The sequence below is a fragment of the Bacillus cabrialesii genome, assembly GCF_004124315.2.
Classification (GTDB): Bacteria; Bacillota; Bacilli; order Bacillales; family Bacillaceae; genus Bacillus; species Bacillus cabrialesii.
On record NZ_CP096889.1, the window covers coordinates 2,268,895 to 2,281,628 of the forward strand.

The 12,734-nt window shown below is 45.0% G+C and carries 16 protein-coding genes; 1 reads left to right on the forward strand and 15 read right to left on the reverse strand.

All coding sequences use genetic code 11. The features are described 5' to 3' along the window. Position 1: 1 nt before the first annotated feature. The 9 genes from panC to EFK13_RS11410 all read right to left on the reverse strand — a co-directional run bounded on the left by panC (position 2) and on the right by EFK13_RS11410 (position 7,516). On the reverse strand, positions 2 to 862 hold the full coding sequence (gene panC / locus EFK13_RS11370) for a pantoate--beta-alanine ligase (RefSeq protein WP_129505348.1): 861 nt from the start codon (positions 860 to 862) through the stop codon (positions 2 to 4). A 1-nt stretch (position 863) separates the two neighbouring features. Next, on the reverse strand, positions 864 to 1,697 hold the full coding sequence (gene panB, locus EFK13_RS11375; protein ID WP_129505347.1) for a 3-methyl-2-oxobutanoate hydroxymethyltransferase: 834 nt from the start codon (positions 1,695 to 1,697) through the stop codon (positions 864 to 866). Positions 1,698 to 1,943: 246 nt separating this feature from the next. Continuing rightward, positions 1,944 to 2,921 (reverse strand): biotin--[acetyl-CoA-carboxylase] ligase, encoded by a 978-nt coding sequence (locus EFK13_RS11380; RefSeq protein ID WP_129505346.1) that lies wholly within the window; start codon positions 2,919 to 2,921, stop codon positions 1,944 to 1,946. Further along, positions 2,906 to 4,099 carry a CCA tRNA nucleotidyltransferase gene (locus tag EFK13_RS11385; protein ID WP_129505345.1) on the reverse strand — a complete coding sequence of 398 codons (1,194 nt, stop codon included), beginning with the start codon at positions 4,097 to 4,099 and terminating at the stop codon, positions 2,906 to 2,908. The genes EFK13_RS11380 and EFK13_RS11385 overlap by 16 nt, the downstream gene beginning before the upstream one ends. Before the next feature lie 4 nt (positions 4,100 to 4,103). Continuing rightward, entirely contained in the window at positions 4,104 to 5,237 is a 1,134-nt protein-coding gene (bshA, locus tag EFK13_RS11390) for an N-acetyl-alpha-D-glucosaminyl L-malate synthase BshA (RefSeq protein WP_129505344.1), read from the reverse strand. After that, positions 5,234 to 5,944 (reverse strand): bacillithiol biosynthesis deacetylase BshB1, encoded by a 711-nt coding sequence (gene bshB1 / locus EFK13_RS11395; RefSeq protein ID WP_129505343.1) that lies wholly within the window; start codon positions 5,942 to 5,944, stop codon positions 5,234 to 5,236. Before bshB1 ends, bshA begins: the two co-directional genes overlap by 4 nt. Then, a complete protein-coding gene (gene mgsA / locus EFK13_RS11400) occupies positions 5,937 to 6,350 on the reverse strand; it encodes a methylglyoxal synthase (RefSeq protein ID WP_064812894.1) in 414 nt (137 codons plus the stop codon). Before mgsA ends, bshB1 begins: the two co-directional genes overlap by 8 nt. A gap of 15 nt (positions 6,351 to 6,365) precedes the next feature. Further along, on the reverse strand, positions 6,366 to 7,169 hold the full coding sequence (gene dapB, locus EFK13_RS11405; RefSeq protein ID WP_129505342.1) for a 4-hydroxy-tetrahydrodipicolinate reductase: 804 nt from the start codon (positions 7,167 to 7,169) through the stop codon (positions 6,366 to 6,368). Between the two features lie 11 nt (positions 7,170 to 7,180). Beyond that, entirely contained in the window at positions 7,181 to 7,516 is a 336-nt protein-coding gene (locus EFK13_RS11410; protein WP_129505341.1) for a nucleotide pyrophosphohydrolase, read from the reverse strand. Between the two features lie 139 nt (positions 7,517 to 7,655). Between EFK13_RS11410 and EFK13_RS11415 the strand changes: the two genes are divergently transcribed. After that, positions 7,656 to 8,528, forward strand: coding sequence for a YitT family protein (locus EFK13_RS11415; protein WP_064812890.1), 873 nt, complete (start codon positions 7,656 to 7,658; stop codon positions 8,526 to 8,528). A 40-nt stretch (positions 8,529 to 8,568) separates the two neighbouring features. Here the strand turns inward: EFK13_RS11415 and ypjB are convergent, their stop codons facing one another. The 6 genes from ypjB to EFK13_RS11445 all read right to left on the reverse strand — a co-directional run bounded on the left by ypjB (position 8,569) and on the right by EFK13_RS11445 (position 12,705). Further along, positions 8,569 to 9,363 carry a sporulation protein YpjB gene (ypjB, locus tag EFK13_RS11420; protein ID WP_129505340.1) on the reverse strand — a complete coding sequence of 265 codons (795 nt, stop codon included), beginning with the start codon at positions 9,361 to 9,363 and terminating at the stop codon, positions 8,569 to 8,571. A gap of 68 nt (positions 9,364 to 9,431) precedes the next feature. Continuing rightward, positions 9,432 to 10,025, reverse strand: a complete 594-nt coding sequence (lhaT, locus tag EFK13_RS11425) for a lipoprotein heptaprenylglyceryl N-acetyltransferase LhaT (RefSeq protein ID WP_167470868.1) — start codon at positions 10,023 to 10,025, stop codon at positions 9,432 to 9,434. 109 nt (positions 10,026 to 10,134) lie between these two features. Next, positions 10,135 to 10,902: a menaquinol-cytochrome c reductase cytochrome b/c subunit gene (locus EFK13_RS11430; protein ID WP_014114196.1), complete on the reverse strand. Its 768-nt coding sequence runs from the start codon at positions 10,900 to 10,902 to the stop codon at positions 10,135 to 10,137. Between the two features lie 34 nt (positions 10,903 to 10,936). Continuing rightward, positions 10,937 to 11,611: a menaquinol-cytochrome c reductase cytochrome b subunit gene (gene qcrB / locus EFK13_RS11435; RefSeq protein ID WP_003225560.1), complete on the reverse strand. Its 675-nt coding sequence runs from the start codon at positions 11,609 to 11,611 to the stop codon at positions 10,937 to 10,939. 1 nt (position 11,612) lies between these two features. Further along, positions 11,613 to 12,116 (reverse strand): Rieske (2Fe-2S) protein, encoded by a 504-nt coding sequence (locus EFK13_RS11440; protein ID WP_129505338.1) that lies wholly within the window; start codon positions 12,114 to 12,116, stop codon positions 11,613 to 11,615. 142 nt (positions 12,117 to 12,258) lie between these two features. Continuing rightward, positions 12,259 to 12,705: a YpiF family protein gene (locus EFK13_RS11445; RefSeq protein ID WP_129505337.1), complete on the reverse strand. Its 447-nt coding sequence runs from the start codon at positions 12,703 to 12,705 to the stop codon at positions 12,259 to 12,261. Between the last annotated feature and the right edge of the window lie 29 nt (positions 12,706 to 12,734).

The window sequence follows — 12,734 nt, forward strand, 5'->3', positions numbered from 1 at the left end:
ATTATATTCTCTCCATTTCCCGAATATCAATAATGATATTATCTATTAAACGCGCTTTTGAAAAAGCAACTGCAACAGCCAGAATGATCTTTCCTTCAATGTTGCTGACAGGCTCGAGTTCCGGATAGGAATAAAGCTCCACATAGTCAATGATGCCGCTTGTCGATTCAATCATTTCTTTCGCAGCTTTTATCACTGCTTCTGGATCTCTTTCACCGGCTGTGATCAGCTCCGCACTTGTTTGAAGGGCTCGGTACAGCTTAGGTGCTTCTTTCCTTTCCTCAGCTGTTAAGTATACATTGCGGGAGCTTTTGGCTAATCCGTCTTCCTCTCTGACTGTATCGACTGCAACCAATTCAATATCCATGAAGAAATCGCTGATTAAGCCATCAACAACTGCAACCTGCTGCGCATCCTTTAAACCGAAGTAAGCGCGGGTCGGCTGCACAAGGTTGAACAGCTTCGTCAGTACGATTGCAACCCCGTCAAAGTGTCCTTCTCTTGAGCGCCCGCATAAAACATCTGTGCGTCTTTCAACATGAATTGTGACATTCTTTTCACCTGGATACATATCATGAGCATCAGGCGTGAAAAGTATATCGACACCGGCGTTTTCTGCAAGGGCTGCATCTCGCTCAATATCGCGCGGATATGCTTCAAAATCTTCATTAGGACCGAATTGCGCTGGATTCACAAAAATACTCATAACGACGGCGTCATTTTCTTGTCTTGCTTTGTCTGCCAAGGTTAAATGTCCTTCATGCAGAAACCCCATCGTCGGAACAAATCCGATTGACTTCCCCTGTGACTGATATTGTCTTATGGCTTCTTTCAGCTGCGAAATATCTGTAATCTGTCTCATCTTATTTTCCTCCGTACAAGCCGTCAAGCACTGTCTGGTTCATTTGAAAGGAATGCTTTTGTTCAGGGAAAGCCCGGTGTCTTACATCATGGACATATCCGCTGATTGCTGTTTCGATTGTTTCGTCAATTCGCGTATATTGTTTTACAAATTTAGGTGTTCTTTCAACACCGTGGCCGATAATATCATGATAGACGAGAACTTGTCCGTCCGCCTTCACACCAGCACCGATTCCGATGACCGGTATGCTTAGCATCCCGGCAATTTTGGCTGTGAGTTCTGCCGGCACACATTCCAACACAAGCATCATCGCTCCTGCTTCTTCGCATTTTATACTGTCTTCTATTAATTTTTTGGCGCTTTGTTCATCTTTGCCCTGAACTTTATATCCGCCCAACACACCGACAGACTGCGGTGTCAGGCCTAAGTGACTGACTACCGGAATCCCTCCGAGCGTCAATGCGCGAATGGATTCAAATACGCCTTCTCCGCCCTCAAGCTTCAGTGCGTCAGCTCCGCTTTCCTGAACAATCGCCGCTGCATTTTTCAATGTATCTTCCTTGGACAGATGATAGGACATAAACGGCATATCCGTTACAATAAATGTATTCGGCGCGCCCCTTTTAACCGCTTTTGTATGATGAATCATATCTGCAACTGTCACTCCGACAGTTGAATCAAGGCCAAGGACGACCATTCCGAGTGAATCACCGACTAAAATCATGTCGACTCCCGCTTGTTCAGCAAGCTTAGCTGCCGGATAATCATAAGCGGTCATCATCACTATCGGATCTTCAGTCTCCTTCATTTTTAGAAAATCGAGTTTCGTTTTCATGTTTTCTCCTCCTCATGTTTAGAGGAGATGAGCTGCCGTTTTCTTATACAAGCCAAAAAACCTTCCGTTACAACGAGAAGGATTCTTCACTTTCTAAAGTTCGGCGAGTTTCATCCCTCTGTCCCAGTCCTTTTTTTGGATCAAGGCAGACTGCTGCAATGTCTATCTATTTTTATAATAGGTGCAGTTCGCAGGCGATACTGCCCAATGGAAGTATACCAAAATCAACGGGCTTGTACCAACACATTAACCCAATTCAATATCGGCAGAATAGATTTTTTTAATGCCTTCCTTCGTTTCTAAAAGAAGAACACCTTCATCATCTATACCTAACGCCTTCCCGTAAAACGTTCCGTTTAACGTTCTGGCCCTCATATTCGTGCCGATTCCCAGCGCATAGCTTTCCCACAAAAGCTTAATCGGCGTAAAACCGTGCGTCATATAATCCCGGTACCGTTTTTCAAAGCAAAGTAAGATATGCTGAATGACGCCGGCACGGTCAATTTTTTGTCCGGCAGCTTGGCTGAGGCTTGTCGCGATGTCCTTCAGTTCATCTGGAAAATCATCCGTCTGCTGGTTAACATTAATGCCAATCCCGATGATAACCGAACGTACGCGATCTTCCTCGGCCTGCATTTCTGTTAAGATGCCGACTGTTTTTTTTCCATTAATCAAAATATCATTAGGCCATTTAATATCGGTTTGGATGCCAGCTGCCTCTTCTATTCCCTGCACAACAGCTACTGCAGCAAGCAGTGTGAGCTGCGGCGTTTTTTGGAGCGGAATGTCTGGGCGTAAAATCAGGCTCATCCAAATGCCGTTCCCCTCTTGAGAGTGCCATACCCTTGACATTCTCCCTCTGCCGGCTGTTTGTTTGTCAGCCACCACGAGAGTACCTTCCGGTGCGTTATCATTCGCAAGCTCATGCGCCGTTTTTTGGGTACTGGAAAGAACGTCATGATAAAAAAGATTCTGGCCCATTGCCTCCGTTTTCAGTCCGAAGCGAATCTCGCTTTCACTGAGTTTTCCGGGCTTTTTGACGAGCCGATATCCTCTTCTTCTGACGGCTTCCACTTCATAGCCCTCTTTCCGAAGCTCTTCAATATGCTTCCATACAGCAGTTCTGGAACAGCCGAGGGCATCGCTGATTTTTTGGCCGGAAATAAATTCACTTCCGGCCTGAGAAAATAATTCAATAAGGTCTTTTCTTAATGTTGACCGCATGTCTTCAGCCACTCCTCTATGTGCTTCTTTTGATTGGAGAGCTTTCCCGTCACAACAGCCTGCTCGATCTGCTGTAATTCTTCCGACACCCATTTTCCGGCGGGCCGGTTTCGAAGCGCAAGCAAATCCTTACCCGAGATATCAAGATCCTTAAGGCTTTTAATCGGCAGGCTTTGATAAGCATTTTGAATGTCCTTCAGCTTTTCTTCATCCAGTTTTTCGTTTTGCCGAAGCTGCGATATTTTGACCGCTGAAAGCAATGATTTTTCTCCAGCTTTATACATTGACATAGGATCAAGGCTCTGGCTATACGTATGGGCAATATGAATCGCTTCCTTCATCACTTTTCCCGGGAGCTTCCATGCTTTCAGAAAAAGCGGCGCATCTTTCGTATCTATGTCAAGATCTATTAAAAGCGCGGCCCACAGCTCCTCTCGGGAGGTTAAAGCGGAAAACGGAAACTTGCTCGCCGCCATCAGGTTCTCTCGTTTATGATAAAAACCAGGCAGCTCCTCATACAGCCCTGTTTGAATGAGCGTTTGAAGCGCCTGGCGGGACCCTCTTCCCTGCAGCAGCTTCTCGAACTCTATTGTTTTTCGTTCAACTGAAACATGGGATAGGAGTGATTTTTCTTGTGTGATGGCTTCTTTTGTTTCTGGTGAAAGCGTGAAGCCAAGCTGGCTCATAAAGCGTACGGCTCTCAGCATGCGAAGCGCATCCTCTTGAAATCTGTCCTCAGGCTTTCCGACGGTTCGAATCAGCTTCTGATCAATGTCTTTCTTGCCGCCGAAATAATCAAGCACCTTCCCAGCCGCTGTCATGGCCATCGCATTAATCGTCAAATCCCTGCGTTTCAAATCCTCTTCTAAGGATGTGATAAATTGCACGTCTGACGGCCTTCTATAATCTTCATACTCTGATTCAGTCCGGAATGTCGTGACTTCATAGGTTTCATCTTCCCAGAGCACAATAATAGTCCCGTGCTCTTTGCCTACATCAACCGTCCGCTGAAACAGCCGTTCTACTTGATCGGGTGCCGCATCAGTCGCGATATCGACATCTCCGATCGTTCGTTTCATATAGCTGTCACGAACCGCGCCTCCGACAAAATAAGCCTGATGGCCCGCTTCGATTAAGGTATGGAGCACGGGAAGCGCTTTGATAAAAACTTGTTCCATGTTATCACTCCGGTTCTGCTAAATCGGCATAAATCTGTTCATACTGGCTGACAATTTTTTGTGAAGAAAATTCATTTTTGAGCATCTCCATTGCCGCCTCTGTAAACCTCTCGCTTAGCTGTTCATCTTCTAAAATGCTCATCGCGCGGGCTGTTGCAGCGGCAACATCGCCGACATCCACCAAAAATCCGCTCACATTGTTCTTAATAACCTCCGGGATACCGCCAATGTTTGTTCCGATACAAGGCACCCCGCAAGCCATCGCTTCTAGCAGCACAAGGCCGAAGCTTTCCTTTTCAGACAGCAGCAGCTTCAAATCACTAATGGAATAAAGCTCTTCAACACGGTCTTGATTTCCAAGCATTAAGACTTGGTTTTCCAATCCATATTTTCTGACAAGCTCGCAGGCTGTCGATTTCTCTGGACCATCTCCGACTAAAAGCAGCTTCGCTTTCGTTTTGCCTGCGATATTGCGGAACACACGGATGACATCCTGCACACGTTTGACCTTTCTGAAGTTGGACACATGGATGACGACTTTTTCGTCTGGTAAAATCCCGTGTTTCTCTTTAATCGCCGCTGTGTTTTTCTTCAGATACACGCGCTCGTCTATAAAGTTATATATCGTTTCGATTTTTTTCTCCGGTTTAATTAGATCGTACGTTTCAGCCGCAAGCGCTGAGGAGACAGCTGTCACCCTGTCTGATGCCTCAATGGCAAAACGGATAAGATCTTTTAAAGACGGGTCATAGCCTAACACCGTGATATCCGTGCCGTGCAATGTTGTCACAATGCCGATATTGCGTTTCAGCATCTGCTTTGCAAGATAAGCGCAAACCGCATGCGGGAGAGCGTAGTGAGCATGGATAATGTCTAAATTCTCCCGTTCCGCCACCTCTGCGATTTTGCTTGCCAATGTCAAATCATATGGCGGATATTTAAAAACAGCATATTGATTAACCTCAACTTCATGAAAATGAATATTGGGATGATATGTATTTAGTCTAAACGGAATGCTTGACGTGATAAAATGGATTTCATGTCCTTTTTCAGCAAGCTGCTTCCCCAGTTCTGTCGCAATGATACCTGAGCCTCCGACGCTCGGATAGCATGTGATCCCTATTTTTAGTTTTTTCATTGTTCGCCCCCAAGCACATCATGATCGAGCATCAGCATCCGTTTGGAAAAGAAACCCTCTGCATACCCTACTCCCGCTTCTTTACCATAAAGCTTTTCTCTCGCTTCAACGATCTCGATATAGCCATTCGTCAGAGGAGTTGAAACTGAATCCTTTGATGCTATAAACTGGCTTTTATAGGCGTTAAGGCTTTGTTTTTTGGCCTCTATTGTATCCGAGATATCAATGACAAAATCAGGCTGATGAAAACCATTTATCATATAATAGTAAACCTTGCTTACTTTATGCGCGGGAAGGCTTTTTTCGTCTTTATATTTATGGATTCCTGCGGAAAAGATCGCTTCTTCCACCAATGCAGCCGCATTGCCGTGATCCGGATGGCGATCCTTTTTATACGGCATGAAGACTGCTTTTGGCCGGCAGGTTCTGATGACACTGACAATCGTCCGAATAGCCTGATCACTCATCATCAGGCCGCGGTCCGGAAGCGTCAGCTGAATTCTTTTTTCTGCACCTAATATACGGGCTGCTTCAGCTGCTTCTTCTTTACGTAAACTGACCGTTCCGTTTGAAGAAAGTTCTGCTTCAGTTAAATCGCATATCATTACTTTTTTTCCCTGTTTGACAAACTTCGCGATTGAGCCGCCCATTCCGATCTCGACATCATCACTGTGGGCGCCAAAAGCAAGAACGTCAGCATTATACATTCGGCTCTTCTCCCCGAAGAAGGTTGCGGAATTCGAAAACACCTTCATCAAGTGTACGGACAAGAATCTCCGCAGTTCCCATATTTGTAGCGAGCGGAATGGCATACACATCACATAACCGGATCAATGCCGAGACATCCGGTTCATGCGGCTGCGCGGTCAGCGGGTCGCGCAAAAAGATGACAAGATCGAGTGCATTGGCCGCGATCAATGCTCCGATTTGCTGGTCTCCCCCTAAAGGGCCGGATTGAAAACGTTCAATTTGAAGTCCTGTCGCCTCTTGAATTTTCAACCCTGTTGTGCCGGTTGCATATAGAACATGCTGACTCAAAATATCCCGATAGGCAGTCGTAAATTGAACCATATCCTGTTTTTTCTTGTCATGCGCGATCAAAGCAATTTTCATCATTTATCCCCCTGTCTAATCAATGATATTTTCTAATCCATACACAAGCTGATCAATCTTCATGACTTGTTCGACTGACAGTTTCACACCTGACATGAAAGAAGCGCGGTTATAGGAATCATGGCGGATTTGAAGCGTTTGGCCATCCATGCCGAACATAACTTCCTGATGTGCGATCAGTCCCGGAAGACGGACGCTGTGCAAGCGGATACCGTTTTGTTCCGCTCCTCTCGCTCCTGGGAGAATTTCTTTTTCATCCGGATGTCCTTGCTGCTTTTCTTTACGGACTTCTGAAATCATTTCCGCTGTTTTAAGCGCAGTTCCGCTTGGTGCGTCAAGCTTCTGATCATGGTGGAGCTCAATAATCTCAACATCCTCAAAGTAGTTGGCAGCCATTTTCGAAAATTTCATCATCAGCACCGCACCAAGCGCAAAGTTTGGAGCGATGATGGCTCCGATTCCCTTTTCTTCTGTTAAAGACGTGAGCTCTTTTAAATCAGCTTCTGAGAACCCGGTTGTGCCGACAACTGGACGAACTCCGTGCTCTAACGCCATTTTTGTATGTACTTTTCCGATTTCAGGCGTCGTTAAATCAATTAAGACATCCGGCTGTGTTTCGTTAAAGCAGGCACGGATATCAGTGTAAATCAGAGCATCTGACGCAACAGACATCACATCGGATAATTTTTGCTGATCGTATGTATGGTCTATGGCCCCGACAAGGTCAAAATGAGGTGTTCGTTCCGCCAATTTAACAGCTTCCTGCCCCATTCTTCCACGCGGTCCTGCAATGACTACTTTAATTGTTTCGTTTGACATCTCGATCTCCTCTACTTTCCTTCTTCTTTTCTGGTCCAGCGATCTTTATCTCTTGTATTAAATTTATGCATGACTCGGTCGTGGGCTTCCTCTAAAGAAATATCAAGAGAGTTGGCTAAACAAACCAATACAAACAGCACATCGCCCATTTCCTCTTCCATGCTTTTATCATCTTCAGACGCTTTTTTTGGTTTTTCTCCATAGCGGTGATTCACTTCTCTGGCAAGCTCGCCCAGTTCTTCGGTCAGTCTCGCCATCATGGCTAGTGGGCTGAAATATCCTTCTTTAAATTGGCTGATGTAACGGTCTACTTCAGCCTGTATTTCTTTCATTGTTTTATCACTCACTGAACGAACCCTCCTATCATCCTCTTACATGTTAGCTAATTCAGATACGTTTGACAAATGTTTAAGCACGTTTGCTGTTTTCTTTTTCATCCACTATAATATAAACGCTATCTAATGGAAGGAAAAGGGGTTTTGTGTGATGCTTGGAGAAATTAGATTAAAAAACATATTTTTTATTTTAATCGGAGCGGCAATTTTTTCATTTGGCTTGGTTCATTTCAATATGCAGAACAATCTGGCTGAGGGCGGTTTTACAGGTATTACACTTTTGCTTTATGCCCTTTTTCATATCAGTCCCTCTATCTCGAACCTGGTTTTGAACATTCCGATCTTTTTTATCGGCTGGCGTTTGCTTGGCAGGACAATGTTTGTCTACACCCTTGTCGGCACTGTAGCCTTGTCTTTGTTCCTCAGCATTTTTCAGCGGTATGAAATACATATGCCTCTTCAGCACGACTTAGCTCTCGCTGCTTTATTTGCCGGCGTATTTATCGGAGCCGGATTAGGAATTATTTTTAAATTCGGCGGTACGACAGGCGGCGTTGACATCATCGCCCGTTTGGTCAATAAATATTTCGGGATTCCGATGGGCAGGACGATGTTTGCATTCGATGCCTGTGTCATCGTTTTGTCTTTGCTTACTTATCTCTCCTATAAAGAAGCGATGTATACCTTGGTGGCTGTATTTGTAGCTGCAAGATTAATTGATTTTATCCAGGAAGGCGGATACGCTGCTAAAGGCGCTACGATCATCTCTTCGAAAAACGACCTGATTCAGAAGAAAATTCTTGAAGAAATGGAACGGGGCGTCACCATTTTGAAAGGACAAGGTTCCTATTCAAAAGAGGATATAGATGTGCTTTATTGTGTTGTGCCGAAAAACGAATTGGTGATGCTGAAAAGTGTGATTAACTCAGTTGATCCCCATGCCTTTGTGGCGGTAAGCGATGTCCATGATGTGCTCGGAGAAGGATTTACGCTTGATGAAAATAAAAATCCGCTTCCGCGCTGACACTTGAAAGAAAAAAGGCGGCTGCCGCCGCCCCTCATGTCTATTTAGGGTAATCCCGTTTTTTCAGCTTGTTTTTCTCCGCTTTGTACTTTCTGTAGCCGACATAGGTGAGAGCTGTAATGATGATACTGCCAGTTGTGATAATCACCCAGAGCAAAGACGGATCGGCATCATCCTCCTCCACCCTGTCAAATACATTTTTCAAATCATGCTGAAGAAGAGAAAGCCGTTCAAGCTTCGTGCTCTCGGTCATTTGCTGAAATTGCTCTTGCTCAATAACGTCTATATGTTTACCGACTGTTTCAAGCTGATCCTCTGATACATCGATTGTAAGACTGGGGTAAATCAAATCATATAAACTGATAAATTCATTCCATTTTTCATGAAAGCTCGTGCTTCCATTCTTTTGGATATCCTGCTTCAGTTCAGCAAAGGCTTCCATAATCGGTTTTTCCAGTGAGCCCCAAAGCGGATCAGACCGATTGTCAACCGCGTCCATCAGCATTCTGAACTGTGCGGCTGCTCTGAGTTTGTGTGTGTCTGAAGTATCAGCCTGCTTCAAACTCCTTACCATATCGTTATAGCCCAGTGTGATTTGACGAATTTGGGCTCCGGTTAGCATCGATTCTTGCTGTTTTTTCTCAGCGGATTTTAATGTTTTTTCAAAATAAGCAAGGACTTGCAGCGCCTCTTCATATTTCGACTGACGGGTCATTTGAAAAACCGTATCGGATAAATCGTTCAATTCTTCGAGGCTTCCCCGCTCTGCAGCCTTGGCATTTCCATTATAAAAAATAAGGGCAATCAACAAACAGATCGTCAGCTTTCGTTTCATGCAGGTCCCTCCCACTCTCTCTCCTTACAGAATATGAAGAAAGGGACAAGGATAGACCAACATTGTCTTTACATGAGCTCAAGCTTTGTTTGCTTTTTCGAGACCACAAGAAAGTAAGCAAGCCCGATTGAAAAAATGCTCAGCCAAAATGTTCCGTACCCTATATCCGTCATATAATCAGAAAGCATAGAGTATTGCGGCATCATATCGAACAAGTAATCAATGACATCGTTATGCAGCGTCCAGACCGCGGCAATGGCAAGATGCCAAAATGAAAAACGAAAATACGGACTGTACAATACGCCTTGGACTGCCATTGCAAAATGCGAGGCAATCAGCATATATCCCTCCCACGGCAAGTCACCCGTTACAGCCAGCACAAGAAAATTCATAGCAACCGCCCACAGGCCATACTTTACGAGGGTGACGAGCGCAAGCGCCTCAAAGAGCGGAGCGTTCCGTTTCATGATAAAGGCGAGCAGCACAAACAGAAAGAAAAACGTTGCTGTCGGACTGTCCGGAACGAAAATGAGGAAGCGGGCCGGTGTCTCCAGAAGCTGCGGCAGGTACCAATAGTATCCGTAAACCGTTCCCAGAAAATTGATAGCTAAAACAAGAATAAGCATTGGCCGCCGTCCTAATACATATTGAAACCATTTCACATCAAATCAACTCTCAGTCTGTAAAATAATGTGTCCATATAAAAAAGCTGACGCCGGGTCAGCTTTTGATAATAAAAGTATATCCTTCCATTTGACAATTCACAATACGTTATTTTGCGGTTGTTTCAGAAATAAATTTCGCAAGTTCTTCGAGCTGCTTATCATTCCCTTTAAACACGCCCGCCGGCATTTTGCCTTTCCCTTCAACCGCAATTTTTTTGATTTCATCCGGTTTCAGCCCGGTGTCAACCAATGAAGGCCCGGCCGCTCCTCCCTGGAGGTTATCCCCATGGCAAGAAATACAGCCCTGCTCCTTAAAAATCTTATAGCCTTCTGCATTGGTGTCAATATCGGCTTCTTTTGTGATTTTCCCCTGTTCTTCCGCCTTGGCCCAGTCATGGGTAGCAACTGACTGCCACGTCAAAAACACAGCAGCGGAAATGGCCAGAAGCATCATGCCAACAGCAACAGGGCGCTTCCAAGGCCTTCTTTCTGTTCCTCTGTCAAGGAATGGCGCCAAAAGCAGCGCGCCAAAAGCGAGTCCCGGCATAATCATGGCGCCGACCACTGTAAAGCTTCCGGCGGCGTATTCATACTTCAACAGCTGGTATAAGAAAAGAAAATACCAATCCGGCAGCGGAATATAACCAGTATCAGTCGGATCCGCCATCCGCTCTAAAGGCGGCTGATGCACAATCGTCAAGACAAGAAAACCGATCAGAAAGACAGCTCCAACCATCCATTCCTTCAATAAGAAATTTGGCCAGAAAGCCTCTGTTTTACCCGGATACTCCGAATAATCCTTCGGTATATTCGGCTTTTTTTCAGCCGGTATCCTTGAGTCGCCCACAAATTTCATCCCTTTGCCCCGGTGCATGTCATCCCCTCCCTTTTATTCGCAGATCAAGAGTTTAAAGCGGTCCTGAAATTCCCTGCTTCCGGATCATAATAAAATGTGCAGCCATCAGCCCGAACAATGCGGCGGGAAGAAAGAATACATGGATCGCAAAAAACCTAGTCAGCGTTTGGGCGCCTACAATATCCGGGTGCCCCGCAAGGAGTGTTTTGACTTGCGTCCCGATCAATGGAGTGGCTTCAGCGATCTGCAGCCCGACTTTTGTTGCAAACAGAGCCTTCATGTCCCAAGGAAGCAGGTAGCCTGTAAAGCCAAGCCCGAGCATGACAAAAAAGATCAAGACACCGACAATCCAGTTCAGCTCGCGCGGCTTTTTATACGCTCCTTGGAAAAAGACTCTCAGCGTATGTAAAAACATCATCACAATGACCAGGCTCGCACCCCAGTGGTGCATTCCCCTGACAATCTGGCCGAACGCCACTTCATTTTGTAAATAATATACCGATTCCCAGGCATTTTTGATATCAGGCACATAGTACATCGTTAAAAACATTCCAGATAACACTTGGATAACGGTTACAAAAAACGTCAGTCCCCCAAAGCAATACACAAACGCAGAGAAATGATGGGCGGGATTCACATGTTCCGGTACTTCGTGATCGGCAATATCCCTCCACATCGGTGTAATATCAAGCCGTTCATCTACCCAGTCATAAATTTTGTTCAGCATGTCACCCGTCCCCCTTAGGCTTTGCTTTTCCAAGATACAGGAAGCCGTCTTTTACTTCTTGCTCATAATGATCAAGAGGCGAAAGCGGCGGCGTGCCCGGGACATTGGTGCCGTCTTTTTCATAGAGTCCGTAATGGCATGGACAAAAGAATTTATTCGGATTTTTAGGATCGCTGTTCCAGTTCACCGTACACCCTAAATGCTTACAAATTGGCGAAAGTGCTACAATTTCATCCCCGTTTTTGAAGACCCAGGCTGATCTTGACTCTTCTGACTCATACCAGGCATCGACTTGATTAATTTTGAAATCAAAGCGCTGTGGCTCTTTTGTCAGCTCATCTACGCTGACAACCTGAACCATGTCCTGCTTCCCTGTCGATTTTAATACCGGGTCGAGTGCAAAGCGAACCATAGGCATGAGCATACTAGCCGCCATAAAACCCCCTACGCCTGTGAGCGTATAATTCAAAAATTGACGTCTGGATATATCATGTTTTCCGCCCATCTCTTCTCCCCCCTCTAGGTCACCCCTGCAAACTGACTAAAATAGAAAATATTGCAATAACTCTAGACACCCTCATAATATATGAATCTCTCAGCAAGGTCAATATAGCCAAAATATTGTTCATAAGGAAATGTAAGTGTTTTTACGAGGTGCTCCACAACTGTAACAAAACGTTCAAAATTTCAGCGGTGCGTTCATCCAATATTTTTCTTTTTAAGGAGTCATTTAGATGCTCTAACGGAACAGACGGTGTCACAATGATTTTGCCTAACGCATCCTCACTATTCCAATTTTCGTCAGACGTGAGCAGCACAACGTGCGGAAATTCTGATATAAGTTCTTCCCGTAAATCCTTTAATCCTTGAACGCTTTTTTCATTTCTATCAACATATGTATAAGGGGGGAGTAAATATACCCGTCCCTTTAACTGCCTTTCCAGTTCTTCTGACAGAAGCTGCGTGAATTCGCCTTTCTCAGCAGCCACTTTGAAATGGGCACCCACTTTTATACTAATTAATGGAATGACAGCGGTATCAATGTAATCTTTAGATTGTAAATAGTCCTTGGCATCAGTCATTCTCCACTTCATCGTTCTCCCCCTTTTACGACAACAAGCCT

Excerpts from the sequence above, each read along its gene's own strand:
- EFK13_RS11385 (WP_129505345.1), bottom strand. The coding sequence starts at position 4,099 with ATGGAACAAGTTTTTATCAAAGCGCTTCCCGTGCTCCATACCTTAATC.
- EFK13_RS11430 (WP_014114196.1), bottom strand. The coding sequence starts at position 10,902 with ATGCACCGGGGCAAAGGGATGAAATTTGTGGGCGACTCAAGGATACCG.
- EFK13_RS11445 (WP_129505337.1), bottom strand. The coding sequence starts at position 12,705 with ATGAAGTGGAGAATGACTGATGCCAAGGACTATTTACAATCTAAAGAT.
- bshA (WP_129505344.1), bottom strand. The coding sequence starts at position 5,237 with ATGAAAAAACTAAAAATAGGGATCACATGCTATCCGAGCGTCGGAGGC.
- qcrB (WP_003225560.1), bottom strand. The coding sequence starts at position 11,611 with ATGCTGAACAAAATTTATGACTGGGTAGATGAACGGCTTGATATTACA.
- dapB (WP_129505342.1), bottom strand. The coding sequence starts at position 7,169 with ATGTCAAACGAAACAATTAAAGTAGTCATTGCAGGACCGCGTGGAAGA.
- panC (WP_129505348.1), bottom strand. The coding sequence starts at position 862 with ATGAGACAGATTACAGATATTTCGCAGCTGAAAGAAGCCATAAGACAA.
- EFK13_RS11415 (WP_064812890.1), top strand. The coding sequence starts at position 7,656 with ATGCTTGGAGAAATTAGATTAAAAAACATATTTTTTATTTTAATCGGA.
- ypjB (WP_129505340.1), bottom strand. The coding sequence starts at position 9,363 with ATGAAACGAAAGCTGACGATCTGTTTGTTGATTGCCCTTATTTTTTAT.
- mgsA (WP_064812894.1), bottom strand. The coding sequence starts at position 6,350 with ATGAAAATTGCTTTGATCGCGCATGACAAGAAAAAACAGGATATGGTT.
- panB (WP_129505347.1), bottom strand. The coding sequence starts at position 1,697 with ATGAAAACGAAACTCGATTTTCTAAAAATGAAGGAGACTGAAGATCCG.
- EFK13_RS11380 (WP_129505346.1), bottom strand. The coding sequence starts at position 2,921 with ATGCGGTCAACATTAAGAAAAGACCTTATTGAATTATTTTCTCAGGCC.
- EFK13_RS11440 (WP_129505338.1), bottom strand. The coding sequence starts at position 12,116 with ATGGGCGGAAAACATGATATATCCAGACGTCAATTTTTGAATTATACG.
- bshB1 (WP_129505343.1), bottom strand. The coding sequence starts at position 5,944 with ATGTATAATGCTGACGTTCTTGCTTTTGGCGCCCACAGTGATGATGTC.